The organism is Flavobacterium cryophilum (genome assembly GCF_048286555.1).
Classification (GTDB): domain Bacteria; phylum Bacteroidota; class Bacteroidia; order Flavobacteriales; family Flavobacteriaceae; genus Flavobacterium.
In genome coordinates, this window is the sequence record NZ_JBLVPZ010000001.1 from 1,055,359 (window position 1) to 1,081,655 (window position 26,297).

24 protein-coding genes and 2 tRNA genes are annotated in these 26,297 nt (G+C 34.1%); 11 read left to right on the forward strand and 15 right to left on the reverse strand.

The window, feature by feature from the left end:
- Positions 1 to 15: 15 nt before the first annotated feature.
- On the reverse strand, positions 16 to 984 hold the full coding sequence (locus tag ACNQGJ_RS04845) for an App1 family protein (protein ID WP_417969534.1): 969 nt from the start codon (positions 982 to 984) through the stop codon (positions 16 to 18).
- Between the two features lie 64 nt (positions 985 to 1,048).
- Here ACNQGJ_RS04845 and ACNQGJ_RS04850 point away from each other — a divergent pair, with 64 nt between their 5' ends.
- A complete protein-coding gene (locus tag ACNQGJ_RS04850) occupies positions 1,049 to 1,939 on the forward strand; it encodes a diacylglycerol/lipid kinase family protein (RefSeq protein WP_417969532.1) in 891 nt (296 codons plus the stop codon).
- Here the strand turns inward: ACNQGJ_RS04850 and ACNQGJ_RS04855 are convergent.
- On the reverse strand, positions 1,932 to 3,080 hold the full coding sequence (locus ACNQGJ_RS04855; RefSeq protein ID WP_417969530.1) for a GNAT family N-acetyltransferase: 1,149 nt from the start codon (positions 3,078 to 3,080) through the stop codon (positions 1,932 to 1,934). The genes ACNQGJ_RS04850 and ACNQGJ_RS04855 overlap by 8 nt on opposite strands.
- A gap of 96 nt (positions 3,081 to 3,176) precedes the next feature.
- Here ACNQGJ_RS04855 and ACNQGJ_RS04860 point away from each other — a divergent pair, with 96 nt between their 5' ends.
- Entirely contained in the window at positions 3,177 to 3,455 is a 279-nt protein-coding gene (locus ACNQGJ_RS04860) for a 4a-hydroxytetrahydrobiopterin dehydratase (protein ID WP_417969528.1), read from the forward strand.
- A gap of 59 nt (positions 3,456 to 3,514) precedes the next feature.
- Here the strand turns inward: ACNQGJ_RS04860 and ACNQGJ_RS04865 are convergent, their stop codons facing one another.
- Positions 3,515 to 3,997 (reverse strand): DUF1761 domain-containing protein, encoded by a 483-nt coding sequence (locus ACNQGJ_RS04865; protein WP_417969526.1) that lies wholly within the window; start codon positions 3,995 to 3,997, stop codon positions 3,515 to 3,517.
- A gap of 181 nt (positions 3,998 to 4,178) precedes the next feature.
- Between ACNQGJ_RS04865 and ACNQGJ_RS04870 the strand changes: the two genes are divergently transcribed.
- A complete protein-coding gene (locus tag ACNQGJ_RS04870) occupies positions 4,179 to 5,033 on the forward strand; it encodes a leucine-rich repeat domain-containing protein (RefSeq protein WP_417969524.1) in 855 nt (284 codons plus the stop codon).
- Positions 5,034 to 5,391: 358 nt separating this feature from the next.
- Here the strand turns inward: ACNQGJ_RS04870 and ACNQGJ_RS04875 are convergent.
- Both ACNQGJ_RS04875 and ACNQGJ_RS04880 read right to left on the reverse strand, forming a co-directional pair.
- Positions 5,392 to 5,464 (reverse strand) — tRNA-Met (locus tag ACNQGJ_RS04875).
- A 25-nt stretch (positions 5,465 to 5,489) separates the two neighbouring features.
- Positions 5,490 to 5,562 (reverse strand) — tRNA-Met (locus ACNQGJ_RS04880).
- Positions 5,563 to 5,678: 116 nt separating this feature from the next.
- Here ACNQGJ_RS04880 and era point away from each other — a divergent pair.
- Positions 5,679 to 6,560 carry a GTPase Era gene (gene era / locus ACNQGJ_RS04885; RefSeq protein ID WP_417969522.1) on the forward strand — a complete coding sequence of 294 codons (882 nt, stop codon included), beginning with the start codon at positions 5,679 to 5,681 and terminating at the stop codon, positions 6,558 to 6,560.
- Between the two features lie 158 nt (positions 6,561 to 6,718).
- On the opposite strand, the gene ACNQGJ_RS04890 is transcribed toward era, so the two are convergent.
- Positions 6,719 to 7,282, reverse strand: a complete 564-nt coding sequence (locus ACNQGJ_RS04890; RefSeq protein WP_417969521.1) for a hypothetical protein — start codon at positions 7,280 to 7,282, stop codon at positions 6,719 to 6,721.
- Positions 7,283 to 7,323: 41 nt separating this feature from the next.
- Here ACNQGJ_RS04890 and der point away from each other — a divergent pair, with 41 nt between their 5' ends.
- Complete coding sequence (gene der, locus ACNQGJ_RS04895) at positions 7,324 to 8,634, forward strand: ribosome biogenesis GTPase Der (protein ID WP_417969519.1); 1,311 nt, start codon at positions 7,324 to 7,326, stop codon at positions 8,632 to 8,634.
- A gap of 60 nt (positions 8,635 to 8,694) precedes the next feature.
- Here der and ACNQGJ_RS04900 read toward each other — a convergent pair whose 3' ends face one another.
- Complete coding sequence (locus ACNQGJ_RS04900; RefSeq protein WP_417969517.1) at positions 8,695 to 8,934, reverse strand: hypothetical protein; 240 nt, start codon at positions 8,932 to 8,934, stop codon at positions 8,695 to 8,697.
- A 125-nt stretch (positions 8,935 to 9,059) separates the two neighbouring features.
- Positions 9,060 to 9,800, reverse strand: a complete 741-nt coding sequence (locus tag ACNQGJ_RS04905) for a DUF2490 domain-containing protein (protein ID WP_417969515.1) — start codon at positions 9,798 to 9,800, stop codon at positions 9,060 to 9,062.
- 112 nt (positions 9,801 to 9,912) lie between these two features.
- Between ACNQGJ_RS04905 and ACNQGJ_RS04910 the strand changes: the two genes are divergently transcribed.
- Positions 9,913 to 12,687, forward strand: a complete 2,775-nt coding sequence (locus ACNQGJ_RS04910; protein ID WP_417969513.1) for an outer membrane beta-barrel protein — start codon at positions 9,913 to 9,915, stop codon at positions 12,685 to 12,687.
- A 63-nt stretch (positions 12,688 to 12,750) separates the two neighbouring features.
- On the opposite strand, the gene ACNQGJ_RS04915 is transcribed toward ACNQGJ_RS04910, so the two are convergent.
- From ACNQGJ_RS04915 to ACNQGJ_RS04945, 7 genes are all read right to left on the reverse strand, one after another.
- A complete protein-coding gene (locus tag ACNQGJ_RS04915; RefSeq protein ID WP_417969511.1) occupies positions 12,751 to 15,339 on the reverse strand; it encodes a TonB-dependent receptor in 2,589 nt (862 codons plus the stop codon).
- Between the two features lie 246 nt (positions 15,340 to 15,585).
- The gene (locus ACNQGJ_RS04920; RefSeq protein ID WP_417969509.1) at positions 15,586 to 15,999 is read right to left on the reverse strand and encodes an RrF2 family transcriptional regulator; all 414 of its coding nucleotides are present in this window, start codon (positions 15,997 to 15,999) and stop codon (positions 15,586 to 15,588) included.
- Between the two features lie 111 nt (positions 16,000 to 16,110).
- Positions 16,111 to 16,923 carry a TPM domain-containing protein gene (locus ACNQGJ_RS04925; RefSeq protein WP_417969507.1) on the reverse strand — a complete coding sequence of 271 codons (813 nt, stop codon included), beginning with the start codon at positions 16,921 to 16,923 and terminating at the stop codon, positions 16,111 to 16,113.
- The gene (locus tag ACNQGJ_RS04930; RefSeq protein ID WP_417969505.1) at positions 16,923 to 17,360 is read right to left on the reverse strand and encodes a TPM domain-containing protein; all 438 of its coding nucleotides are present in this window, start codon (positions 17,358 to 17,360) and stop codon (positions 16,923 to 16,925) included. The genes ACNQGJ_RS04925 and ACNQGJ_RS04930 overlap by 1 nt, the downstream gene beginning before the upstream one ends.
- Before the next feature lie 144 nt (positions 17,361 to 17,504).
- Positions 17,505 to 18,092 carry a LemA family protein gene (locus tag ACNQGJ_RS04935; RefSeq protein ID WP_417969503.1) on the reverse strand — a complete coding sequence of 196 codons (588 nt, stop codon included), beginning with the start codon at positions 18,090 to 18,092 and terminating at the stop codon, positions 17,505 to 17,507.
- 65 nt (positions 18,093 to 18,157) lie between these two features.
- Positions 18,158 to 18,490: a MerR family transcriptional regulator gene (locus tag ACNQGJ_RS04940; protein ID WP_091165014.1), complete on the reverse strand. Its 333-nt coding sequence runs from the start codon at positions 18,488 to 18,490 to the stop codon at positions 18,158 to 18,160.
- 79 nt (positions 18,491 to 18,569) lie between these two features.
- Entirely contained in the window at positions 18,570 to 19,547 is a 978-nt protein-coding gene (locus ACNQGJ_RS04945) for a peptidoglycan DD-metalloendopeptidase family protein (protein WP_417969501.1), read from the reverse strand.
- A gap of 340 nt (positions 19,548 to 19,887) precedes the next feature.
- Here ACNQGJ_RS04945 and alaS point away from each other — a divergent pair, with 340 nt between their 5' ends.
- The 5 genes from alaS (at position 19,888) to ACNQGJ_RS04970 (ending at position 26,237) form a co-directional block, all read left to right on the forward strand.
- Positions 19,888 to 22,536, forward strand: a complete 2,649-nt coding sequence (gene alaS, locus ACNQGJ_RS04950) for an alanine--tRNA ligase (protein ID WP_417969499.1) — start codon at positions 19,888 to 19,890, stop codon at positions 22,534 to 22,536.
- Between the two features lie 239 nt (positions 22,537 to 22,775).
- The gene (locus ACNQGJ_RS04955) at positions 22,776 to 23,540 is read left to right on the forward strand and encodes a hypothetical protein (protein ID WP_417969497.1); all 765 of its coding nucleotides are present in this window, start codon (positions 22,776 to 22,778) and stop codon (positions 23,538 to 23,540) included.
- A gap of 135 nt (positions 23,541 to 23,675) precedes the next feature.
- Entirely contained in the window at positions 23,676 to 24,530 is an 855-nt protein-coding gene (locus tag ACNQGJ_RS04960; RefSeq protein ID WP_417969495.1) for a hypothetical protein, read from the forward strand.
- A gap of 133 nt (positions 24,531 to 24,663) precedes the next feature.
- Positions 24,664 to 25,614, forward strand: coding sequence for a GSCFA domain-containing protein (locus ACNQGJ_RS04965; protein WP_417969493.1), 951 nt, complete (start codon positions 24,664 to 24,666; stop codon positions 25,612 to 25,614).
- 2 nt (positions 25,615 to 25,616) lie between these two features.
- On the forward strand, positions 25,617 to 26,237 hold the full coding sequence (locus ACNQGJ_RS04970) for a DUF4230 domain-containing protein (RefSeq protein WP_417969491.1): 621 nt from the start codon (positions 25,617 to 25,619) through the stop codon (positions 26,235 to 26,237).
- Positions 26,238 to 26,297 lie beyond the last annotated feature (60 nt).

Genomic DNA, 26,297 nt, shown 5'->3' on the forward strand with positions numbered 1-26,297 from the left:
TTTGGAACTCTTTTTTTATACAATAATCCCAATCATTTTTGAGTGTGCAATGGCTTCACTGCTATTTTGGAAATAACAAACAGCAACGTTCAGGGTTTCTAAATTTTTCAAAACCTTCGTCACCTTCTCTTTTTTGCTTGTCCTGGTTTGCCTTATATAAACCGCTTTTACGGTTACTGGAAAAATTTTACAAATGGCCTCGTAGAGAAATGGATCGTGCTGAGAGTCATCTCCAAGAAGTACATATTCTAAATTAGGATAGAATTCTAATATGTGTTTTATTTTGTCAAACTTATGATTGTGATTGCCGCTGCCGGTAAAGAAAAAATCAGTGAGACTCGTTTTAATATCCTTCAATAATAAAACTGCTTTTGGAAGTTTATGAATTTCGGTGAATTTTGTAATAAAACGATACAGATTCCATTCACTGCTGGAAACATAGAAAAAAGCATTAAATTCTTCTTTATTTTCCCTTCCGGCGGTACTTAAAGCCTGATAATGTGTGACTACATCTTCATATATTTTTCTTTTGTTTACATTTTTAAATAATAAAACATATAATTTTTTTAAAGGATTAAACGTGTGTGAAACTAAAAAAGTGTCATCGATATCAGATATAATTCCCAAATTTCCTTTGTGAGGTCGAATGTAACTGTCTCGGGTTTTTACGAATTGATTTTTGTAAACGATACTTACTTCATAATCAATCCAGCCATAATTAGTTTTTTGATCTAATGGGACACAGAATTTAAAATAACCATCGATTAATGTTTTGGTATGAATTTTGGCATTGTTGTGTTCTAAATATACATCGGCGTTTGCTTGTGTTTTTATTTGAAACATTTTAATTACCGAAGTAGCGTTTTTTAGATTCTTTTTTTGAAAATTATATTCCTCAATTGTGGAAGGTATAAAAACGTGCCCCATCACAATCAATTCTTGTTCATTAGCATAACCGCGATATAATTTTAAAATTGGTTTCATTTATTGTAGTACTTTTGAGTGTTGTTGAAATTAATTATTTTTAATCAATAAAAGAAGAAAAAGTTTGAAAAATAATATTATGTTGATTGTAAATCCAATCTCTGGAGATGTTGACAAATCAGAATTAATCGATGCAACAACGATATTTGCCGGAAACGAGAATTTAAATCTGGTGATTTATAATACCTCGGGAGCTTCTGATATTGAGAATATAAAAGTGCTCTTTCAAACCTATAATCCGGAGCGAATAATTGTTGCTGGAGGTGACGGAACAATAAAAATGGTTGCTGAGGCGATGGAAAGTCATGATGTTATTATAGGGATTTTACCGGCTGGGTCTGCCAATGGTTTAGCGGTCGATTTAAATTTGCCAACTACCATCGAAGAAAACTTAGAAATTGCATTTCATAACGACTACATTGAAATAGACATGATTTCTATCAATGGAAAAAAAAGTATTCATTTAAGCGACTTGGGCGTAAATGCGGAAATGATCAAGAACTATGAAAATAGTAGTATCAGGGGTAAATGGGGGTATGCGATACAAACAGTCAATACTTTAATTGATTTGGATGAACCATTTACAGCGACCATAAAAGGCGATTTTGAAACGATTGAATGTACAGCAAGAATGATTGTAATTGCGAATTCTCAAAAGTACGGCACAGGAGTTTCTATTAATCCAAATGGCGTAATGGATGACGGAAAGTTTGAATTAGTTATTTTGAAAAATTTAGATTTAGTTGTGCTTGGGAAAATTATTTCAGGCAATATGCCTGTAGATTCAGAAGATGTTGAGATAATATCTACCGATAAAGCGGTTGTTACAACAAATGTTCCGGTTAGTTTTCAAATCGATGGGGAATATTGTGGGACAGAGATAGAACTGAATATTGAAATTTTGCCCAAACAAATGAAAGTGGCTATTCCAAATATAAATAGTGACATTATTTAAAAGGGTTTCGTTCGTGCCAATTAGTTTCGGGTTCTAAATATCTAAATATTTTTGGCATGTACGAATTGAGTATTTGATTGCTGTGCGCTATAAATCCATACATTTTTATAGGTTTTGCACCCACCGAACTTTTGATTTCCAATGCGGTTCTAGCAAGTACAATTTCCTTAAAACCTTTATTTATTGAATACGCTATCATATCATATAACATATTTAAATACAGCATTTTCTCGCGTTGAATACTTTCGTCATATCCTAAAAAGTAAGTGTCCATTACGGAACCATTTTTTATCAAAGTATTAAATCCAATTAATTTGTCATCAATAAAGTAGCCATAAAAAAGAAATTTTTCTTTAAAGATTTCTTTAAAAATTCTAAAATGGGTTTTTGGCAGAAAAAAAGTATTGAAAGGAGCATTTTGGGCTACATGAAGGTACAAATCATAAATAGAATCTTCCAAAGCTATGATGTCCTCCAAATGCATTTTTCTTTTCTCAATAGAATCTGCTTTTTTCCGAGCTCTTTTATATTGATCTCTGTATTTTTTTGAAAGCGAGTCGATGTAATCTTGTTCTGATTTCCAGTTTTCATTAATGTGAAAAACCATATTTGGTTGTGTCGAAAACTGATAATCATTTTTGAATTCCGGAATGGCAAAATTCTCAATGTCTTCTTTGTGAAAATCTTTGTAGGTAGTAATATGAATCTTTTTACCTTTACAATGAAACATTTTTTTTAATGCTATTGTAGCTGTATGCAAGGTTTGCAATGCTTTCTTATTATCAATAGATTCGGAAAATGCAAAAGAATTTTGCCCGGTCAACATATTGTTTCCAATTACGAGAACATGAGAGCCAAATTTCCTGAAGACTAAATTCCGAACAATGGTTTTAATACATTTATCGCGATCTCCAAAGGATTTTAATTGATTTAAATCTAAAAATTGAGAAAGAGCAATGCCAACTAAATTTTCATTTTCGAATAGTCCAATAAAATGACACATCATGTTTTCCGGAGATGATTTTTCTAAAATCTCCAAGTATTTTTTGGATAAAAATATGGATGAAACTGCTAAATCATCCCAGTTTGACGGAAGATGTGCTGTGGCGCTATAAATTTTAAAGGAATAAAGTGTATTCAAATTGAAAAATAATTTTTTTCAAAATTAGTTAATAAAGTTAAAGTATTTCTCAATATCTCGAAATTAACTAACTTTATATGAATTAAAAAGAAGATTATGAAAACCTATTCAAAAGAGACCATTCAACCAGAGTTGAAACTACTTAAAGACTGGCAATTTGCTAATAATGGAATGGAGAAAAAGTTTGTTTTTTCAGATTTTACCCAAGCATTGGGTTTTATAGTGCAAGTAGGTGTGATGGCCGAGAAAAGGAATCACCACCCGGAATTATTCAATGTATATAATAAGGTAACAATTAGGCTGACAACCCATGATGCGAAAGGAGTTACTGATAAAGATTTAGATTTAGCCAAAGCTATTGACGGAATCCAATAAAAAAAATAAATTTCGTCGTGTTATTATTTAAAGACGAAATTTATTTTTATTTTTTATAATTATTTCCAAGCGCAAATAATCCCTCCCATTATCATAAAGCATACGATCCAAAAACCACCGGTAACGAGCGTGTATTTGAAACTTCTTCTTTCGTATAAGGCATTCGTTCCTATAACGGGTAATACTAAAAAAAGCCCAGTCATAAAACCGTGTAATGCGCCGTGCTTGAAAGTTCTAAATGAGGATCCATAATCTGCCATAAAAGCTTGGTAAGAAGGTTTTGCTACGCTTGGATCTCCTCCCACCATTCCTAATGCACCAAATTGATGTATTGTTAGCATCTGTAGAACGAAGCTTATAAAAAAAGCATATAATAATGAGATTCCAAATGTTAAGAGCATACTTCCTCCTTTCATTTTTTCTTCCGTCATGCCAGATTCATTCATCCAGATTGTTCCAAAAACTTTTGGATTGTACCACACAAATCCTACTACAAGTGTAGACAGTGCTGCAACAAAAAGTGCTAAAAAATTGATTTCCATAAAATTAGATTTAAAGATTAGTTAATCAAATTTAATAAATTAATATTTAATTAAGAAAATCCATCTTTCTTGTAAGATATAACGCTATAAAATTATAAAACCGTGTATTTCGTCGATTTTATTTGCTGATTAGCTTTGGAGTATGTAGTTTTATGTGTAATAAAGAATTAAATCTAACGGTATGAAAAAAATAACTACTCTATTTTTAACCCTTTTGTTTTCATTGCCAATGTTGGCAGATGTGTCTCAATCCGAGAAAGATGCGTTGATAAAACTGTATCAGGCTACAAACGGAGACAAGTGGACCGTAAAATGGGATTTAGCTTTGCCAATTTCTACTTGGTATGGAGTTAAGGTTCAAGACGGTAAAGTAATTTCTATTACTTTAAACAATAACAATTTAGTTGGTGAAATTCCGGAAGAAATTTCAAGCCTGGTAAGTTTGCAAGAATTGGATTTACATAAAAATCAACTATCAGGTACAATCCCTTCCGCTATCGGAAAATTAAAAGAAATGAAAATATTGAATCTTTCTTTCAATAAAATATCAGGTACAATTCCTTCTTCTATTTGTGAAATGAGTAATCTGAAAGATTTAGAATTGTTTATGAATACAATTTCAGGTGAATTACCAATGCAAATTGGAGCTTTGAATCAATTAGAAACGCTTTCTTTATTTAACAATGAAATAGAAGGACAAATTCCAAATTCTTTATATGATTTAAAAGCGTTAAAAATATTACTCTTAAACAGTAATAAACTTTCGGGAGGATTAAGTAGTGAAGTGGTAAACATGACATCACTTGAAAATCTTAGTTTATTTGATAACAAAATGAATGGTCAAGTACCTTTAGAACTTGAGAAATTAGATAAATTAAAAGAAATGAATATTTCTTACAATAGGTTTAAGGGTTTAATATCTAAAGATTTGGCAATATTAGATACACTGAACATGACAATGATAAATGATAAGGGAGTAGCGGTTTTGTTAGAAGTAAATACTGGTAAAAATACAGCGTTTGCATCTGAGGATTAATTTATATTTAGTTGTTTTAATAAACGTAGTTGGTCTGAACCTGTGAAGCTTGCTTTACAGGTTTTTTATTTAGATTAGTTTCCGAAGTGATAATATTATGTAATATTTTTTTAGCCGCTTAATGTATCACATTTAAAATAAGGAAGTTTTTAGTCCAATTTGTGCAAAAAGAATCCGCATAGCGATAAAGAAAATAAATATGTAAGTCCGAAGGAATTATTGATACTATTTTGGCTTTTAAATGTAGTAGGTTTTTACCGATTATCTAAATTTAAAAAATTTCACAAATTTTAAAGAACAATTATTTCAAAAAGGGTTTTAAATTAAAAAAGCTTCAGATTTCTCTGAAGCTTTCTAGTAGCGGGAACAGGACTCGAACCTGTGACCTTCGGGTTATGAGCCCGACGAGCTGCCTACTGCTCTATCCCGCGATGTACGGTAATTTCAATAAATTAGTAGCGGGAACAGGACTCGAACCTGTGACCTTCGGGTTATGAGCCCGACGAGCTGCCTACTGCTCTATCCCGCGTTGTTTCGGGTGCAAATGTACGACGAATTTCCGTATTTCCAACGAAAATTTTAAAAAATGTTTTATTTCGTCTATTGACTTGATATGTCTACCTTTGCAAACAAATTATAATAGAAATGTCACACAAAGCAGGTTTTGTTAACATCATAGGGAATCCAAATGTTGGGAAATCAACATTAATGAATGCCTTTGTTGGAGAAAGATTGTCAATAATCACATCAAAAGCACAAACAACACGTCATAGGATTCTTGGAATTGTAAATGGGGAAGATTTTCAAATGATCTTGTCGGATACTCCTGGGATCATAAAACCGGCATACGAAATGCAGGAATCAATGATGAATTTTGTAAAGTCAGCTTTTGAAGATGCTGATGTTTTGATTTACATGGTGGAAATTGGAGAACAAGAGTTGAAAGATGAAGCGTTTTTTAATAAAATAATCCATGCCAAAATCCCTGTCCTGCTGTTATTGAATAAAATTGACAATTCAAATCAGGCGCAGTTGGAAGAACAAGTGGCTTTCTGGACTGCAAAAGTTCCTAATGCCGAAATTTTTCCAATTTCAGCCTTAAAGAATTTTAATGTGCCGGAAGTTTTTGGAAGAATCATTTCATTATTACCAGAATCTCCTGCGTATTATCCAAAAGATCAACTGACAGATAAACCGGAACGTTTCTTTGTAAATGAAACTATACGCGAGAAAATCTTATTGAATTACAGCAAAGAAATTCCTTATGCCGTAGAAATTGTAACCGAAGAGTTTTTTGAGGATGAAAATATCATTAGAATCCGTTCTTTGATTATGGTGGAGCGTGAAACCCAAAAGGGAATTATTATAGGTCACAAAGGTGCTGCTTTGAAGAAAGTAGGAATGGAAGCGCGTGTCGATTTAGAGAAATTCTTTGGAAAGCAAATTCATATTGAGTTAGTGGTGAAAGTGAATAAAAACTGGAGAAGCAACGCGAATATGTTAAAGCGTTTTGGGTATAACCAATAATTTTTCTGGTCCGTTTTTTTCAAAAATCAATATTGGAATTCAATTTCTGATATTGATTTTTTTTTAGCCCAGATAGCAGCGGCATCCTTTTATGCAGTCCCGAAACATCGGGACGGCATAAAAGATATAGCGGAGAGCTGGAATTGCTCCAGATATAACTAAGATTCTATAATTTCCAGAAATAAGTTTTCCAGATCATTCATTTGGTTGTGGCCGTTACTTCGGATTTGTTTGGCTATAATATAGAGTAAAAACCAGACGAAAACCATTAATCCCATTACTACTAAATCGAATGTTACGGGATTTTTCAGGATATAATCTGAATAACCAATTCCCGAAAAAATCAAAAAGATTCCCGCAATAATAAAATGGAAGAACATAAAAAGTGTCCATAAAGTTGGGTCAGGGCCAAATAATGCTCTGACATGAGTCTCGTTTTGGTCTTTTGATTCCATTTCTATATGTAAATGGGGAGACCAATACGCTTTTTTTGGGCCTTTTATGTTTAACCAAATGTGGTAGCCGCGAATTTTAAAGAAGTAATCGTTGGACTTGATTTGGTTGTAATTGACAAATTTAACTCGCAAAGCATCTATGTTTTGCGGAACATCTTTATAAAACCGTAAGCGAAGTCTGAGCTCAGTATTAGCATCCATAGCAGTAAACTTGTAAGTATTAAAAAGATAAGGGTTTGCTAATATATCAAAAAAATTGATATTCATGGTTTTAAACACTAGCTTTGCAAAATATTTGAATTTATATTATGAATAATATTGTTGCGATAGTAGGAAGACCTAATGTAGGGAAATCAACCCTTTTTAATAGGCTGATACAAAGAAGAGAAGCTATTGTAGATTCAGTATCGGGGGTGACCCGAGATAGAAACTATGGTAAAAGCGAGTGGAACGGAAAAGAGTTTTCTGTAATTGATACCGGCGGATACGTGCGTGGTTCTGATGATGTTTTTGAAGGAGAAATCCGTAAACAAGTGGAACTTGCAATCGATGAGGCGGATGTTATCATTTTTGTGGTTGATGTAGAAGAAGGTATTACTCCAATGGATGATGCTGTTGCGAGATTGTTGCGTAAGGTGACAAAACCGGTTTTGCTTGCCGTAAATAAGGTGGATAATTCGATGCGTGAGAAAGATGCGATCGAGTTTTACAACCTTGGTTTAGGAGAATATTATACGTTTGCCAGTATTTCAGGAAGCGGAACTGGAGATTTATTGGATGCATTGATTGATGCTTTTCCAGTGAAACCAGAGCCAACTCAAGAAGAAGTGGTATTGCCTCGTTTTGCGGTTGTAGGTCGGCCTAATGCTGGAAAATCAAGCTTTATCAATGCTTTAATTGGTAAGGACAGATATATTGTTACTGATATTGCTGGAACAACCCGTGATTCGATTGATACCAAATTTGACCGTTTTGGTTTCGAATTCAACTTAGTGGATACCGCAGGAATTCGTCGTAAAGCAAAAGTGAAGGAAGATTTAGAGTTTTACTCGGTAATGCGTTCGGTGCGTGCGATTGAGCATGCTGATATTTGTATCTTGATTATAGATGCGACTCGTGGATTTGAAGGTCAAGATCAAAGTATTTTTTGGTTGGCGGAGAAAAACCGTAAAGGAGTTGTAATCTTAGTGAATAAATGGGATCTAGTGGAAAAAGAAACGATGTCGACTCGTGATTACGAAGCTAAAATTAGAGAAGAATTGATGCCATTTACTGATGTGCCTATTCTTTTTGTTTCGGCATTAACAAAACAACGTTTGCTCAAAGCATTGGAAGCAACAGTGAAAGTTTTTGAAAACAGACAACAACGTATTGCGACTTCAAAATTCAATGAATTTATGTTGAAAGTGATAGAGGCGTATCCACCGCCAGCAACAAAAGGGAAATATGTGAAAATTAAGTATTGCATGCAATTGCCGACACCAACACCTCAGTTTGTGTTTTTTGCCAACATGCCACAATATGTAAAAGAACCTTATAAACGTTATCTGGAAAATAAAATTAGAGAGAACTGGGACTTTTCAGGAGTGCCAATCGATATTTATATCAGAGAGAAATAGTGAAAATCCCGAGAAATCGGGATTTTTTTTTGGTTAAAACAAGTGTCAAGAATAATTGTACTACTGGTCTTCTTTATCTTCCAAAGTTTCCATGGGCTGATCCTCGTACCAATCTTTAAATGTTTTGGACGTTGTATAATCATCGTTTAGTACGGTGTACACCATGAAAAGGATTAACGGTATTCCAACGCAATATACGGTCATTATTACCGGTAAAGGAAGGTAAGTTTGACATAAACCGGCAAATACAAATACATAAATGGTAGTAAACCAAACGAGTTTAATTGCAAAATTTTTCATGGCTATATCTTTTTATTAAAGATACACAAGGAATTGCAAATATTAAGTTAATATGCTGATAATCAGCGAATAAAATAAAATAAATTATTTATTATTCTTTTCAATTTTAAAAAGGTAACGCTGATTTAAACTTTTTTTTGGATTTTTATTTTATGGAAAATACTGAATCGGACAATATCTCTGTTAAAATAATCAATTCCATTGGCTCGTCGTTGATAACTGTTTAAATAGCCCAATTCTAATGCAATATTTTTATTTATGCCGTATTGCAACGCAGCATAAATTCTATTTTGATCAAAGGTGTTTTTAGCGATTGCATTTCCGGCATTGAACATTATCTCATCCGAAAGAATAGTTTTCAAATATTGATTTTCTTTTTTCCAAAAAATGTAATCACCCTGAAGTCTGTATCTGAATCTCCAGGAAAATGTAGTGCCAGGTAATAAGGATTCTTGATTGGCATTATGAATAAATCGTTCTTCTACCTGAAATCGCTGGTTCACTGTAATTTTGCTTACATTAAATTTCCATGTAAGATCTTGCTGTCCCCTATATTCAGGTATATTGAAATCATAAGAGAGTTGGGGGTTTTGTGTAGCAACTGAGAAATGAGCAAAACCAATTCCTGTTTCCAAATGTTCATTTATTTTATATCGGGTTTGCACTCGTATTACGTATAGATTTTCCTGTACTGGTTTTAAAAAAAGCCTATTGTCAAATTCTGTATGTAAAGACCATTTTTCATTTAATAACAATTGATTGTAATAGCGTGTCCAAAGAATGCTTTGATGATCTATGTTTTTCTCCGTTTGCGCTTGGCAGAAAACGGATACAGATAAAAAGAAAATGATTCGAATGGTTTTCACGGATTATTATTTCAATTTTGGCAAATTTACATAAACGCATTAAAAATTAAGTGTAGATTAAACCTTTTATTTTTTTTATTGTCTTATCTAAATTATTTAAATAAATTTTTGCATGTCTAAATTTCACTTTTTTTTGGTTTTTTTACTTTTATGTTTTTCTGCCAATGCTCAAGAGGAGTTCATTCTTAAAGGAACAGTCCTTGACGTTACTACCCAGATTCCTTTAGAGGCTGCAACGGTTTATTTTTCCACGGTAAAAGATTCCGTAGTATTAGAATACACGACTACCGATAAAAATGGGTTTTTTAAAATTACTACCAAAAAATATGAAAAACCTGTTTTCTTGAAGATTTCTTATATGGGATATCAAACCGAAGTTGAGGAACAAAAAGAAATTACTGAGAATAAAGATTTTGGGAAAGTTTATTTATTAGAAAATGTAAATGCATTAGCTGGTGTAGTTATAAAAAGTGAAGCGCCTCCAATTCGTATAAAAAAAGATACATTAGAGTTTAATGCCAACTCTTTTAAGGTACGACCAGATTCTAATGTAGAAACCTTGTTAAAGCAATTGCCCGGTTTTGAAGTTGATAGTGATGGAAAAATTACGGTTAACGGTAAAGAGGTGACCCAGTTTTTAGTAAACGGAAAAACTTTTTTTGATAGAGACGGAGCAATGGCTTTGAAAAACCTGCCAGCCGAAATCATCAGTAAAATTCAGGTTTCCGATTTCAAAACCAAAAAAGAAGAATTGTCTAAACAAGAATCAACGTCAGATTTTTCGAGTATCAATTTGACTATAGAGGAAAAGAAAAACAAAGGGTTTTTTGGGAAATTCTTAGGAGGATATGGTACGGATGATCGGTACGAAGCCAGTATGGTAATGAACTTTTTTAATAACAAACAAAAAATAAGTGTTTTAGCTTCTTTTAACAACATTAATTCTACCGGTTTTTCGATGGATGAGGTATTTGATAGTATGGGTGGAGGGAGAAACACTAGAGGAGGCAATAGTGCTTCGGGAAGCGGTAAAGGAATTACTCAGTCTAATTTGGCCGGATTCAATTATACCGATGAATGGTACAAAGGCTTTGATGCTACTGCAAATTATTCTTTTTCGAATACAGTTACCGAAAATGAAAATAAGTCGAAACAAACCAATTTCTTGCCTACGGATAACTTCTCCACTGAATCCGAGTCGAAATCAAGGGATGAGAATACTGTAAATAAAGCAAATTTGGAGTTTGAATATAAAATTAATCCAACAACGAGACTTGTAGTTATTCCAAAAGTGAATCTGTCAAATTCTAATAGTAATTCTAGTGCTGAAAGTTTCTCCAGAGATGAAGACGAAGGACTTTTAAACGAAAGCATATCAAAATCGTATCGAGAAAATAAATCGACTAATTTTGGTAACACGATAAATTTTAATAAAGCGTTCCAAAAAAAGTCTCGTAATCTAAGTTTTGTTTTCAATAATAATAATACTAATAGTGGCTCAGATGCTTTAACGGAGTCTAAAACTGTTTTTTATCAAGATGGGCAATCTGATGATGAGAGAAATCAAAAGAGTAAAAATGAAAACACCTATGATTCGTACTCAGCTGATATTGAATATACAGAGCCGATAACCGATTCTATACGCATTCGTTTTGGTGCCGATTTTGATTGGAGGAAGGAGGTGAAAGATTTGAAAACCTTCGATTTTGAGGATAATTCTCAATTGTATTCTGTTCTAAATGAGTCTTTGACTAATTTTATCACTTCCAGACAAAATTCCATTAGTCCAAAAGTGGGTATCACTTTCGAAAAAAATAAATTCACTTTTAATTTGAATTCTAGTACTTCCATTATTGATTTTGATAATCATTCGCTATACCTAAATAAAGTAACTGATTTGAATAAAAAATATGTGTTGCCTTATGGTAGAGCCCAAATTAGATACAAGTTGGATCGTTCAAAATTTATTACTTTGCGATATGATTATTCCAATAGTCTGCCTTCGTCAAGTCAATTGCTGGCAGTAGAAAATCTGGCTAATCCTTTGAATACGATAATAGGAAATCCTAATTTGAATCCAAACGAAAAACATAGTGCCAATATCAATTTCAGGAATTTTGATTTTCGTACCCGTTCGGGGTATAGTTTGTTTGTAAGGGGAGATTATAATAATAATGAGGTAGTTTCCATTTCGGTATACGATGCCAGTAGAAAAAGAACCACCACTTATGAAAATATTTCAGGAACATACGCTACTGCTATAGGAGGAAATTGGAGTCAATCCATAAAAAGAGAAGCACATGCGCTACGATATGGGATTGGTTTGAATGGGAGTTATTCTTTGGATAAAGGGTTTACCAATGGCGTTTTGTATAGTGCAAAATCATTGGGGATTACACCAAGGGTATATTTAAATTATGATTATGGGGAAGTGTTGACTATAGCGCCATCGTATAGTTTATATTATAATGAATCGAAATATTCAAATTATGTAACCAATGGAAGTTCTAATGTGGTACACCGAATTAATCTGCAGACGACCAGTTATTGGCCAACAAACTGGGTTTTCGGAAATGATTTTGGGTATACCTACAATTCTAATATTGCACGTAGTTTCAAGAAAGATTTTTATCTCTGGAACACCAGTTTGTCTTATAGTTTTTTAAATAAAAACATGATTGCTAAAGTAAAAGTGTATGATGTCCTCAATCAGAATCAGAGTTCCACAAGAACCATTTCTGCTACCACAATTCGCGATGAAGAAAATACAGTTTTAAAGCGTTATGCAATGTTTTCTGTAACCTATAAAATTCAAGATTTTTCAGGAATGAAGAAGCTTCCAAGAGGTGGAAATTGGAGAGAAGGTAGGGGAGATAATATGAGATAAAATTAAAAAAAGCGGTTGTAACTCACAACCGCTTTTTTATGGGATTGTATCACTTTGAAACTATTATAATGAATATTTCAATGTAATTCCATACGTTCTTTGGTCTCCTAATACACCAGCGTATTGTCCCGCATTACCTCCAGCAGGTAATAATTGTTCATAGTAATCCTTATTTAAAAGGTTACGGCCCCAAATGTAAATTGATAGCCCATGCGAAGCTCGGAAACCAATACGACCGTTAAGCAGGGCATAGGAATCAACTACCAGATATTTTGAAGGCGATGCGCTGGAAGAAAACGAGGAACGATAGTATGTGTCTAAAGCAAAGTATAACTTCCCTACATTTCCGAACAGTTGCCCCGAGTCAGCAATTTCAGCGCCCAAAGAACCTGCCCATTTTGAGATGCCAGGAAGAGCTGCGCCCGAAATATCCTTAGCAAACACGGCGTTATTATTGGCATCTTTTAATCCCGTTTCTTCCAGTGGAAGTGGGGCGTTCTTGAAAGTAACGTATGTTCCATCAGTGTAGGATACTGCACCGTTTAATGACAGATATTGGTTGATAGTAACACCAGTATCAAGCTCAGCTCCGCGCACACGTACCTTTTCTGCGTTAGCAAGATAGCCACGGTTTAGACTCAAGTCAGGACTTTGAACCAGGGTCTGAAAATTTTTGATATCTGTATTATAAAGTGTGAAATTGATTATCGTATTGTTAAACGGTGTAGTTTTCATTCCCACTTCAAGATGATTTACTTCTTCAGGTTTTATCTCAGCAAGCGCTACTATCGGACCATTGACATCAGTAGGTATGCCACCCACATTTACTCCTACGGGCTTGTAGCTTCTCGCATACGTTGCAAAAGTGTGGACACGATTAGAGGCTTTGAACGCCAAAGTTAAAGTTCCTGAAAAGTTGGTGTCATCTGCAGCCACTTTAAAAGCTTGATTAGAATAAACCTTCTTTTTTAAAGCAAGTAAAGCTGGATCGGTGGTTTGAAGACCACCATATGTTTCTCTACTGTAATCCAATTTTTTTTTGTCATAATTATACCGTAGACCAGGCAATACGTGAAGGCTTTCAGTAATTTCCCAGTCCAATTGACCAAATACTGCCCCACTAAACGTATTAAGTGTGTTCCGTGTTTTGATTCCGTATCCATTTAGAAGGCCGGGTGTCTGCCATAATGAGTAACCATTGGAATCATTAGGGGTATCTTGTGAAAAGCGCCATTGAGCCGATCCAGCTTCTTCGATCTGGACAGGATCTGCTTTAAGTTCTTGTCCAATAGCGAATACGCCAATGACGCCACTTAATTTTCGAAAAAAATCTCCAGCATACCGAACTTCTTGCGACCACTGTTGGTGTTTTGAGGTAGCTTGAGAGAGTTTGAGTACTTGAAGACCGGTAAAATCCCTATCGTTAGATGGATCCCAATTCCAATAACGCCAGGCGGAGGTCGATGTAAGTGTTGCTTCTCCAATTTTAGTTTCCGCATTTAGCGATATTCCACCTAAATCTTGTCCTGAATGCCATGGCGTATCCGTGTCAATTTTACGGTCGAATGCATTTCGACTAGGTAGTTTGTAATTTAGGTCGGTTATGATCTGTTCAAATTGGCGGTATGGAGCTCGTTTAGTAGGAGCCACTCCTGCAATTACTTGCGCATATCCTACGGGACGCTGACGCGAAAAGTCTGCTGCTAATAAAATTTCTGTGTTTTCACTTGGGCGATACAGCAATTGTCCACGAACACCTTGATTATTAAGGTCATTAACAGATTTTCCTGTAGCGGCATTCTCTATTAAACCGTCACGTTGCGTGCCTGAAAATGATAACCTTCCTGCAATTTTTGTGGTTAATGCGCCAGTGATTGAACTCTTGGCTTGAAGGAATCCGTAATTTCCGTAGCTAACTTCAAGGGTAGCGGCGGAAGTAAAGCTGGGTTTTCGAGTGGTTACGTTAAAGGCACCGGCAGTAGTGCTTTTGCCAAACAAGGTGCCTTGTGGTCCGCGCAATACCTCAATTCGGTCGATGTCAATAAAGTCTAGCGTTGTTGCTGCGGGACGGGCATAATAAACACCGTCAACGTAAAAACCGACACCTGGATCGATTCCGTCATTGGTAAGTCCAAAAGTGGAACCCAACCCACGAATATTTATGGTTGTATTTCTGGGATTTGACGAATAAAGCTGAACTGACGGTACCAGTTCCTTCAGACGATTGACGTTGAAAGCACGGGCTTCTTCGGCTTGTTTGCCACTTATAACAGATATGGGGATGGGAACATTTTGTGCTTTTTCAATACGACGTCTGGAGGTGATCACCACTTCAATAAGTTGATTTTCTTCAGAAAGAATTATTTGTAAGACTACCGATGTTGGTTCTGGAATATTGATTTCTTTAAATTGATAACCAGCATTTTGTATAAGAAGTGAGAAAGGAAGTTTTTGCGGGGTTTCAATAGTAAAGCTACCACTTGAATCTGTAGTAGTGTTGTATTTTGTGCCTTTCAATAGAATATTTGCACCTTGCAAAGGTATGTTTTGGTTATTTGTTACCACTCCTTGTACAACACTTTGTGCTTTAAAGGAGGTGAATGTCAACAATAATATTAAAGTTGTAATCGCTTTTGTATAGATGGTTTTCATAATTATATAAATTATATGTATTTAGTAGAGTTTAATTTAAATTTTTTTAAACTAATACATGCACACTATTTGGAAACTCTTTTTTTTAATTATGATTTGGTTGTTTTTGCGGGATTGCTCTTTTAAAAAAGCAAACTTACTTTCGTACGTTTTCATAGGCGCAGATTTGGATTGTTACTTATATATTACATTACAACAAATATATAATTAATTCTATAAAATTAGTAGGGTTTAAATAATATTTTTTTATTTTTTTACTAATGAGGCAATAGTAATGCCTTCCATAGCTTTTAAAGTTTCTTCTCTAATGGTTATCAATCCATCTCTTAACAGGCATTCCGATTCATCGGCGCAATCAGAACAGCGTTCATAAAAATTCAGTGATGCACAAGGAAGCAAGGCAATTGCGCCATCAAAAAGTCTATGAATATCGGCTAAAGTAATATCGTTTTTAGATTTTAAAATATAGTAACCACCAAATTTCCCTTGTTTACTGCCCACAAAATGGCCGCGTTTTAGATCCAATAGAATCTGTTCCAAAAATTTTTTTGGTATAGAGGCTGCCTCGGCAATTTCGATAGTTCGAGATACATGGGTTTCCTCTTGTTGCGCTAAGTATAAGAGTGCTTTTAGAGCATATTTGGCTTTATGTGAAAGCATTTACTATAATTGATTTATGTTTTTTGAATAAATTTAAGACGCTGCAAATATTTAAAAGTGTCTTAAATTTTTGAATTTCGGAATTTGTTTTATCAAGATGGAAATTGAATACTACCAACCTCCACCAGATCCACCACCAGAAAAACCTCCGCCGCCAAAACCTCCGCCGAAACCGCCTCCTCCAAATCCGCCACCAGATGAACCTCCGCCAAAACCACCTCCGCCTATGTTTCGTCCAAGGCTGCTTAGAATAATGATATCAAGTAGACTTGAGCCTACGCCACTGCCGCTGTTACCAGAATTTCCACCACTACCTTTGTTTCGAGATATCAGCACCAGTATAATAATGACAATAACAATTAATGGTAAAATGGGAAATCCTTTATCTTTGGTTTTTTTTACACGCTCGCCTTTATATTTTCCTTTAAAGACATCAAATAAAGCATCCGTTCCTTTATCAAGTCCTTTGTAATAACTTCCCGCTTTAAATTCAGGAATAATAATATTTCGGGTAATTTCTCCACCAATACCGGCAGTCAATCGATCTTCAAGACCATAACCTGCGGAGATCCATATTTTTCTTTCGGCTTTAGCCAATAAAATAAGAACTCCATTGTCATTTTTTGCTGTTCCTCCAATTCCCCAAGTTTGTCCCCATTTTGGTGTAAGAATACCAATGTCTTCCCCTTTAAGAGTTTCTATTGTAACAATCACAATTTGGGTGGTGGTAGAATCAGAATATCTAATCAGTTTTTCTTCTAATTGTGCTTTTTCTGTTGCGCTTAAAACATTCGCATAATCATAAACAGAAGTCTGTAAAGTTGGTTTTTCAGGAATGGTGAATTGTGCAAAGCCAATTTGTGTGAATAACAAACAAACAAACAGCTTTAGGAAAATTGTAGTATTCTTTTTTTGTAATAGCATTATCCTCTAGATATTTCGTTTGATAATTCATTTGTGTCGCCTTCCAGCCAAGGGAAATATTTCTGTAATTGCGCTCCGGCTCTGGTAATTCCGTCAATAAGACCTTGTTTGAAATCTCCTTTTTTGAACTCTGCTACCATAATATCTCGGGTACAATTCCAAAAATCATCTTGAACAACATCATTAATGCCTTTGTCACCACAAATTACAAAATGTCTGTCTTCTACAGCTAAGTAAATCAAAACACCATTTTGAAGTTCGGTTTCATCCATTTTCAGTTCATGAAAAACTTCCATGGCGCGATCATACGCATCCATGGAAGTTGTTTTTTCAATATGAACTCTAATCTCGCCAGAAGTGTTTTTTTCAGCCATACGAATAGCTTCAACAATTTCTTGTTCATCTTCTTTGCTTAAAAAATCTTCTACTTTTGACATTGAAATATTTTTGAGTTAAGAATAGCGATTTTTGCTTTTAGAAATGTTGAATCTGCAATCAAAAATCATTAATTTTTAAAGTTTGTTTCTTAAATTTAATCTATTTTGACTTCTGAAAATTTAAGAAGTCTACTATTCTAATCTTTAGAATTGTACTTCAACGGGTTTATCTGCACCTTCAACCGCATTAAAGTATGCTTTGTCTCTAAATCCAAACAAGCCAGCAAATAAGCTATTTGGGAACGTTTTAATATGAGAATTATAAGGTTTAACCGCTTCGTTGAAACGAGTTCTTGACGTTAAAATTTGATTTTCAGTACTGGCTAATTCATCTTGTAATTTTAAGAAATTTTGATTGGCTTTCAACTCAGGATACGCTTCGACAGTTACTAATAAACGAGACAATGAACTGCTCACGCCACTTTGTGCTTTGTTAAATTCCGCTAACTGTTCCGGAGTAATATTTGCTGGATCAATTTTTACAGAAGTAGCTTTAGACCGCGCTTCGATAACTGCTGTCAAAGTGCTTTTTTCAAAATCAGCGGCACCTTTTACCGTATTTACTAAATTCCCAATAAGGTCATTTCTTCTTTGATACGCTGTTTGTACATCACCCCAAGACTGTTCTACATTTTGGTTTAAAGTTACGGCGGTATTATTAATTCCTTTAACCCAGCTGTAAATGACAAACAGCACAACTGCTCCGATAATCCAAGGCAAAAATCTTCTCATGTTTATTTAATTTAAGTTTATTGTTTAATTTTTTAAAAATTCTGATTGATGAGTAATCCTACTGACTACAATTCGTTTTTGATATTTGTTAATTGTGTGCGTATTGTTTCTAATTTTCGAATAATTTCAAACTTATCCAATGTTTTCTTTTGTCCTTCTTTCAAATGTGTTTTGGCGCCTTCCAGCGTAAAACCTCTTTCTTTTACTAAATGATAGATCAATTGTAAATTAGTAATATCCTCCGGAGTAAACATTCGATTCCCTTTGGCATTCTTTTTTGGTTTCAGAATATCAAATTCATTGTCCCAAAAACGAATCAGCGATGCATTCACGTCAAATGCTTTGGCTACTTCTCCAATGCTGTAATATCTTTTATCTTTAGAAAGTTCAATGTGCATGTTTTTTTATTTTAATCTTTTCCCTGAACACTTCTTTTATAGACTGTTAAGACTGAATACTGAACACTTTGTTAAAGCATTAATCTAACGATTGATTCTCCTGATTGGCCAATTTTGCGATGACAACATACTCCACTGCCGAAATATTCCCGTAATAAAAATTTAGCGGATTCACCACTTTTTTGTCCTTGTGCACCTCATAATGTAAATGTGGTCCTTCTGATCTTCCCGTGCTGCCCACATATCCTATGACATCTCCTCGTTTTACACGTTGTCCCGCTCTAGCTTTATATTTGCTCAAATGCGCGTATAAAGTTTCGTATCCAAATCCATGCCGAATAACAATATGATTTCCATATCCTGAGGCGGAATTGTCTGCTTTTGCTACTACTCCGTCGCCAGTGGCATAAATAGGAGATCCTTTTTTAGCTGTAAAATCCATGCCTTCATGCATTTTTCTAGCTTTTGTAAAAGGATCCGTTCTATAGCCAAAACCAGATGCAATTTGTTTTAAATTCTCATTTCGTACTGGCTGAATGGCAGGAATGGCTGACAAAAAATCACCTTTGGCTTCTGCCAATCTCAATATTACATCCAATGATTTTGATTGAATAGCTAATTCATTTCTAAGGACATCAATCCTTTTTGTGGTGTTCAGCACTAATTGCGAATTGTTATACCCCTCTAATGCTTTATACCTGTTTATATCTGAAAATCCTGCTTTCCGAATCGAATCAGGAATCGCCGCTTTGTTAAAATACACACGATACAAATTATTATCTCGATCCTCGATAGCTTCAACAACACTATTTACCTCGTCCATTTTTTTGTTTAACAGCGCATAATTCAATCTCAAATTTTCAATTTCACGCGCTTGCAAACGGTCTTTTGGTGTTTCAAAATAAGGGGTGTTCAGTAAAACAATAAAACTTAAAAAACCAAATAATACTGATGCTAATAAAAACAGGATAATAACACCGAATTTTTTTCTTTTTCGTGTTTTTATTTTTCTGTAGGCTAGATTTTCGGAATCGTAATAATATTTTACTTTCGACATATTTTAAAATACCCTATTTTTGCAGACTGTAAAAGGTTAGACGAACAAATTTAATAAATGTTTCATTTGTTACACCCTTTTTTCAATAATAAATAAAATAATGTGCCTATTCCAGCTATTCGTTGCAAGTTCTCGTTTATAAATCTTTTTTTCTAATGAGCCAGCAGGAGCTTCCTCCGGTCGCTCTGCCATCTCAAGAAAAAATAGATGTATAAATCTCGAAGCTTTTCACTTTTATCTGGGGCAAAAGAAATTAAAAGATATAATCATTTTAAGATTGAAAATCTCAATTCTAAATAATCTTTAAATTTTTGAATCTTTAAATATTTAAATTATAAAAATGACATCACAAGAAGTACGCAAACAATTTCTGGATTTTTTCGCATCTAAAGGACACTTAATCGTTCCATCGGCACCCATAGTTCTTAAGGACGATCCAACACTGATGTTCAATAACTCAGGAATGGCACAGTTCAAAGAATATTTTCTGGGTAATGGAACGCCAAAAAGTACTAGGATTGCCGATACTCAAAAATGTCTTCGTGTTTCAGGAAAACACAACGACTTAGAAGATGTTGGTTTTGATACCTATCATCACACCATGTTCGAAATGCTTGGGAACTGGTCTTTTGGTGATTATTTCAAAAAAGATGCCATCAAATGGGCGTGGGAACTTTTGACAGAAGTGTACAAAATTCCAAAAGAAAACTTATACGTTTCTGTTTTTGAAGGAAATCCAGAAGAAAATGTACCCTTCGATCAGGAAGCTTGGGACATTTGGAAGGAATTAATTGACGAAAATCGAATCATTCTTGGAAACAAAAAGGACAACTTCTGGGAAATGGGGGACCAAGGACCTTGCGGACCGTGTTCAGAAATCCACGTTGACATTCGTTCCGCAGCAGAGAAAGCTTTGGTTTCCGGAAAGAGTTTGGTGAACAATGACCATCCGCAGGTTGTGGAAATTTGGAACAATGTATTCATGGAGTTCAACCGTAAAGCCGATGGTTCTCTGGAAAAATTGCCTGCCAAGCACGTTGATACCGGAATGGGATTTGAGCGCTTATGCATGGCATTACAAGGAAAAACATCTAATTATGACACGGATGTTTTTACGCCACTTATTGAAAAAGTAGAACAAATTACAGGATTAAAATACACGACCAATGATGTCATTCTGAACGATAGTGAAGAATCTCAAGAGCAAAACAAAACAAATATTGCTATTCGTGTAGTGGTTGATCACGTTCGTGCCGTAGCTTTTGCTATTGCTGACGGGCAACTGCCATCAAACACAGGTGCAGGATATGTAATTCGTAGAATTTTGCGTCGTGCAATTCGTTACGGATTTACGTTCTTGGATATCAAAGAGCCTTTTATCAATCAATTGGTTGCTGTTCTGGCCAATCAAATGGGGGAGTTTTTTCCGGAAATAAAATCGCAACAACAATTGGTTACCAATGTGATTCGGGAAGAAGAAGCTTCTTTCTTAAGAACGTTGGACCAAGGATTACAATTACTGGAAAATGTGGTTACGGAAACTAAAGGTGCAATAGTTCCTGGAACAAAAGCATTTGAATTATACGATACTTTCGGGTTTCCAATTGATTTAACGGCATTGATTCTTAGAGAAAAAGGATTCGAACTGGATGAAGCAGGTTTTAACGTTGCGATGCAAGAACAAAAAAATCGTTCGCGTGCCGCATCAGAAGTTTCGACCGAAGACTGGTCCGTGTTAATTCCAAGAAATGTAGAAACATTTGTTGGGTATGATCAATCAGAAAATGACGTGAAAATCACTCGTATCCGTAAAGTGGACAGTAAAAAAGACGGTGTTTTGTACCAAATCGTTTTGGATAACACGCCATTTTATCCAGAAGGAGGAGGACAAGTGGGAGATAAAGGAATTTTAGTTTCGGCAAATGAAATTATCGAAATCATCGATACTAAAAAAGAAAATAATCTGATTTTGCATTTTGCCAAAAAAATACCGGAAAATATAAATGCTAGTTTTACAGCCAAAGTAAATCAGGATTTGAGAGGTTTGTCTTCTAGAAATCACTCGGCTACGCACTTAATGCATCAAGGGCTGAGAAGTATTCTTGGAACACACGTAGAACAAAAAGGTTCCTTGGTAAATCCAAACTATTTGCGTTTTGACTTTTCTCATTTTGCTAAAATGACAGAAGCCGAATTGCAACAAGTAGAGGATTTTGTAAACGAAAGAATTCAAGAGCAATTGCCATTAATTGAAAGAAGAAACATTCCTTTTGCGCAAGCAGTTTCAGAAGGTGCAATGGCTTTGTTTGGAGAGAAATATGGTGATGAGGTTCGCGCCATAAAATTTGGCGACAGCATGGAATTATGTGGTGGAATTCACGTAAAAAACACGGCTGAAATCTGGCATTTCAAAATCGTTTCAGAAGGTGCGGTTGCAGCGGGAATTCGTCGTATCGAAGCCATAACGAGTGAGGCGGTAAAAGCACATTTTGCTTCGTATGAAAATACATTGAACGAAGTAAAATCTGCCTTGAAAAATCCTCAGGACATCTTGAAAGCCGTTCAATCGATGCAAGAAGAAAATACGAAATTGACCAAACAAATTGAGGCTTTGGTAAAAGATAAAGTGAAAAATTTGAAAGCGAGTTTAATTGCTGAAATACAGGAAATAAACGGTGTTCAATTCTTGGCAAAACAAGTGGATTTGAGTCCGGAAGGAGCAAAAGATTTGGCCTACGAATTAGGGCATTTAGGAAATAATCTATTTCTTGTTTTGGCTACAGCCGACGAAGAAAAACCAATGTTGACCTGTTATATTTCTAAAGAATTAGTTGCGGACAAAAACCTAAATGCAGGACAAGTAGTTCGTGAATTGGGTAAATTTATAGAAGGTGGCGGTGGCGGACAACCATTTTTTGCGACAGCAGGAGGAAAGAATGTAGCTGGAATTCAACAAGCTTTGGAAAAAGCAATTGAGTTTGTAAAGTAGAATAAATTTATTTTTTATAATAAAAACCTTTTAGGACTTAAGTTCTAAAAGGTTTTTTTTTGTTTAAAAGGCTATTTATGAGGTCTTCACATAGCGTAATTAGGAGATTTGTAAATAGTAGTTTAACCGAAATATAGGGTTTGTAACGATGAATATTGTAGCTTTTGTTTTATTTTTTTACGTTTGAATGATGTAGCGCCTATAGCTTAGATAAAGGCGAATACGATTTATTTACTATAATGAAAAAGACAAAAAACATATTTTGGGTATTATCAATTTTTGTATTGGCACTTTGTTCGTGTTCAAATGACACCGACGGAAGCCGAAAATTACTAAAAAAGGTAGTAGCTACTTCAGCAGATGGAGTTGTAGCGACAACTTTGTTTACTTATAACGGTACTAAAATTGTAAGTGTTGATGGCGTTCAGAAGCATACTGACTATACCTATACGGATGGTTTAATTACCAAAAGTGTAACGCTAAATAAAACAAATCAGCTTGTGGAAACTATTGAATACAGTTATGTTGAAAGTAAATTAGTCGAAGTTGAATCTTTGGGTAATTACCGAATAAACTACATTCATAATTCAGATAAAACGGTGTCTTATGAAAGATTCACGATTGTTTCGGCGAATCAGAAAGTAAAAGAATTTCACGGAACATTATATTTTGAAAATGAAAATTTTATTAAAGAGGAAAGAATATTAGACAACACAGCGGCTGGTGTTTTGTCAAAATACAGTATCAGTTTTGACTATGATTCTAAGAATAATCCGTTGTATCCTATTTTAGGATATAAAAGATTATTAGATCATATGAAGGGTATTTCGTCAAATAACAGTTTGATCAATACTGTAATTGCAACTACTACAAATGGAGATCAAGTATTATCGTCCGCTAATTTTTATAAAAGTTCTTTTAAATATGATTCTGATAATTATCCAACAGAACAGATTTCGGAAAATGAAAATACAGGATATTTGAAAACAGAATACTTCTACTAGTGTACGAAATGCGCACTAATAATACCAGGTGTAAATCAAAACTTAAATATCCACTTAATAAGATATTTGATTTTTTTTATATAATTAGTAGTGCTAAGTTGTTTTTTTATCGTTTAATTTATTAAAAATTATAATATGAAAAAAACAACTTTAATCTTAAGTGTTTTGATATTAGTATTATCATCGTGTTCAAGCGATAGTAGTAAAAGTGATATGCCGATAATGCCACCATCAGTACTTGTCAAAAAAATTATTGAACTAGATAAGAATGGAAAAGAAATGAGTACGACTGATTTTGTTTACAACGGAAACAAAATCGTAAGTGAAGTTATAGCAAAAAAAGATCTTTCGGTAGTTGGGAATGTAGGTTTTTTGTATAAGTATAAAACTGAATACACCTATACGGGTAATTTAATCACCAGTATAAAAGTAAAAAATAGTATTGCTCAGGATAAACTTGTTTTAAAAACAGATTTTTTGTACGATAGTAACGAAGATTTAATTTCTTCGACGAGAGAACAATATTTTGATACGTTTAAAGGTATTTTGAGATTAGTATATAGTAAATTAGAAGCTAATGCGGTTACTTGCAAAATGTACTCTAGTGATTCTAGGGATAATATAGAAACTAAAATATGGGAAGGTAAGTTTTCTTTTGATGCAAATAAAAATATTATCAAATCAGAGTTTTTGGATGCTAGTTTTCTTTTTGGCAGTTTTGAATATGACACAAAATCGAACCCTAAAAAGGGTATTTTAGGTTTAAATAAAATTATGTTTCAGGAAATTCCACCTCTTTATACTGCCTCAGCTTTACAATATCATTTGCATAAGTTTAATAATGTTTTGAAATCTAATATTTCTGGCTTTTCTCCTAAATTTAATCAATATACTTATAATACTACTGGATACCCAATTGAGATGACAGAGTATTATATCTTTAATGGAAACAATATTCACGATGTAACTTTTCAATATTTTTATGAATAAATTTTTGAGATTATAGATTCATAAACCCTTTCAAAGTTTAAAACTCTGAAAGGGTTTTTTTGTGCAAACGAAAAAAGAGTTAAACTTCGTTTAATTCGCTAAAATTATTGAAATTTGCAGCAAATAAATAGCAATGCAATTTAGAACCCAAATTCCCATTCCTAAAAGTAATTATCCTATGGATTACAATTCTAAAATTGTGTCTTTGGGTTCTTGTTTTGCGGTAAATATGGCGGAGAAACTAGACTATTTTAAGTTTCAAAATAGCTGTAATCCAGTTGGTATTTTATTTCATCCATTGGCAATTGAAAAACTGATTGATTTTGCTGTTTCTGGAAAGCAATATACTGAAAATGACATTTTTTTTCACAATGAACGTTGGCATTGTTTTGACGTGCATTCAGATTTGAGTAATTCAAATAAAGAGGAATTGTTAGCGTCTTTAAATGCAATAATTATATCAACAAATCGACAATTAACCGAATCAACACATTTTATTATCACCTATGGAACATCGTGGGTCTATCGAAATATAGAAAGTGATTCTATTGTGGCGAATTGTCATAAAGTGCCACAAAAGCTATTTCAGAAAGAATTACTTTCTATTGAAGAAATAGAGGAAAGTATAGGAAATACAGTGAAGTTAATTCATTCTGTAAATAGTAATTGTAACATTATTTTCACGGTTTCGCCAATACGTCACATTAAAGACGGTTTTGTCGAAAATCAGTGGAGTAAAGCTAATATAATTAGTGCACTTCATAAGACTTTTGACTTTCGATTTCCGACTGTAAGTTACTTTCCCAGCTACGAAATCATGATGGATGAACTTCGAGATTACCGTTTTTATACCGAAGATATGTTACATCCCAATCCAGTGGCAATCGATTATATTTGGAAACGTTTTAAGGAAACAACGATTTCTGAAACTGCTTTTGATGTGATGGGTGACGTGGAAGGTATTCAAAAAAGCCTTTCGCACAGGCCTTTTAATTCAGATTCTACTAGTCATTTAAAATTTAAGACCAAACTTAACGAAAAAATCACTAAATTAGAGAATCGATATTCATTTATGAAATTTTAATTATGCTTAGAAGAATACTTATTGGAGTAGGAGTAATCGCCGGAATATTTTTATTATTCAAATACTGCGATTTTAAGAAAAACGACGATGAAGATATCGAGTACAACACAAATCTTATTCAACAACAAATTCTAAACGTTGGAAAATTAGTAGTTACCGAAGGTCATTTCTCGGAAGTGATTACCTATAAGAATCAGCAGAAATACTTATTGGATATGCTTTCATTCGAGAAAAAAGCATTAGTGATCGTCAATGCCGATGTGACTGTTGCGTATGATTTGCACAAAATGAAATACGATATTGATGAAAAAAATAAAACAATCACTATTATTAGTATTCCCAAAGAAGAAATAAAAATCAGCCCTGATATTCAGTTTTACAACGTCGAACAAAGTAAATTGAATCCATTTACGGGAGATGATTATAATAAAATTAATAAATCTGTAAAAGCAAATTTAGCCAAGAAAATTGAAAAATCGTCACTGAAAACGAATGCGCAAAACCGCTTAATTAGCGAATTATCTAAAATATTAATTTTGACCAATACTATGGGTTGGAAATTGCAGTACGAAGGAAAAGTTATCGAAAGCGAGAAAGATTTTGGACAAAAAATTAAATTATAAAAAAAATGAACCGCAGATTCGCAAATTATTAGAGTTGTCTAAAATCTGTGAATCTGCGGT

Excerpts from the sequence above, each read along its gene's own strand:
- ACNQGJ_RS04925 (WP_417969507.1), bottom strand. The coding sequence starts at position 16,923 with ATGCTATTACAAAAAAAGAATACTACAATTTTCCTAAAGCTGTTTGTT.
- ACNQGJ_RS04940 (WP_091165014.1), bottom strand. The coding sequence starts at position 18,490 with ATGCACATTGAACTTTCTAAAGATAAAAGATATTACAGCATTGGAGAA.
- der (WP_417969519.1), top strand. The coding sequence starts at position 7,324 with ATGAATAATATTGTTGCGATAGTAGGAAGACCTAATGTAGGGAAATCA.
- ACNQGJ_RS04935 (WP_417969503.1), bottom strand. The coding sequence starts at position 18,092 with ATGAGAAGATTTTTGCCTTGGATTATCGGAGCAGTTGTGCTGTTTGTC.
- ACNQGJ_RS04860 (WP_417969528.1), top strand. The coding sequence starts at position 3,177 with ATGAAAACCTATTCAAAAGAGACCATTCAACCAGAGTTGAAACTACTT.
- ACNQGJ_RS04930 (WP_417969505.1), bottom strand. The coding sequence starts at position 17,360 with ATGTCAAAAGTAGAAGATTTTTTAAGCAAAGAAGATGAACAAGAAATT.
- ACNQGJ_RS04945 (WP_417969501.1), bottom strand. The coding sequence starts at position 19,547 with ATGTCGAAAGTAAAATATTATTACGATTCCGAAAATCTAGCCTACAGA.
- ACNQGJ_RS04890 (WP_417969521.1), bottom strand. The coding sequence starts at position 7,282 with ATGAATATCAATTTTTTTGATATATTAGCAAACCCTTATCTTTTTAAT.
- ACNQGJ_RS04965 (WP_417969493.1), top strand. The coding sequence starts at position 24,664 with ATGCAATTTAGAACCCAAATTCCCATTCCTAAAAGTAATTATCCTATG.
- ACNQGJ_RS04865 (WP_417969526.1), bottom strand. The coding sequence starts at position 3,997 with ATGGAAATCAATTTTTTAGCACTTTTTGTTGCAGCACTGTCTACACTT.
- era (WP_417969522.1), top strand. The coding sequence starts at position 5,679 with ATGTCACACAAAGCAGGTTTTGTTAACATCATAGGGAATCCAAATGTT.
- ACNQGJ_RS04900 (WP_417969517.1), bottom strand. The coding sequence starts at position 8,934 with ATGAAAAATTTTGCAATTAAACTCGTTTGGTTTACTACCATTTATGTA.
- ACNQGJ_RS04915 (WP_417969511.1), bottom strand. The coding sequence starts at position 15,339 with ATGAAAACCATCTATACAAAAGCGATTACAACTTTAATATTATTGTTG.
- ACNQGJ_RS04955 (WP_417969497.1), top strand. The coding sequence starts at position 22,776 with ATGAAAAAGACAAAAAACATATTTTGGGTATTATCAATTTTTGTATTG.
- ACNQGJ_RS04910 (WP_417969513.1), top strand. The coding sequence starts at position 9,913 with ATGTCTAAATTTCACTTTTTTTTGGTTTTTTTACTTTTATGTTTTTCT.
- alaS (WP_417969499.1), top strand. The coding sequence starts at position 19,888 with ATGACATCACAAGAAGTACGCAAACAATTTCTGGATTTTTTCGCATCT.
- ACNQGJ_RS04960 (WP_417969495.1), top strand. The coding sequence starts at position 23,676 with ATGAAAAAAACAACTTTAATCTTAAGTGTTTTGATATTAGTATTATCA.
- ACNQGJ_RS04845 (WP_417969534.1), bottom strand. The coding sequence starts at position 984 with ATGAAACCAATTTTAAAATTATATCGCGGTTATGCTAATGAACAAGAA.
- ACNQGJ_RS04970 (WP_417969491.1), top strand. The coding sequence starts at position 25,617 with ATGCTTAGAAGAATACTTATTGGAGTAGGAGTAATCGCCGGAATATTT.
- ACNQGJ_RS04870 (WP_417969524.1), top strand. The coding sequence starts at position 4,179 with ATGAAAAAAATAACTACTCTATTTTTAACCCTTTTGTTTTCATTGCCA.
- ACNQGJ_RS04920 (WP_417969509.1), bottom strand. The coding sequence starts at position 15,999 with ATGCTTTCACATAAAGCCAAATATGCTCTAAAAGCACTCTTATACTTA.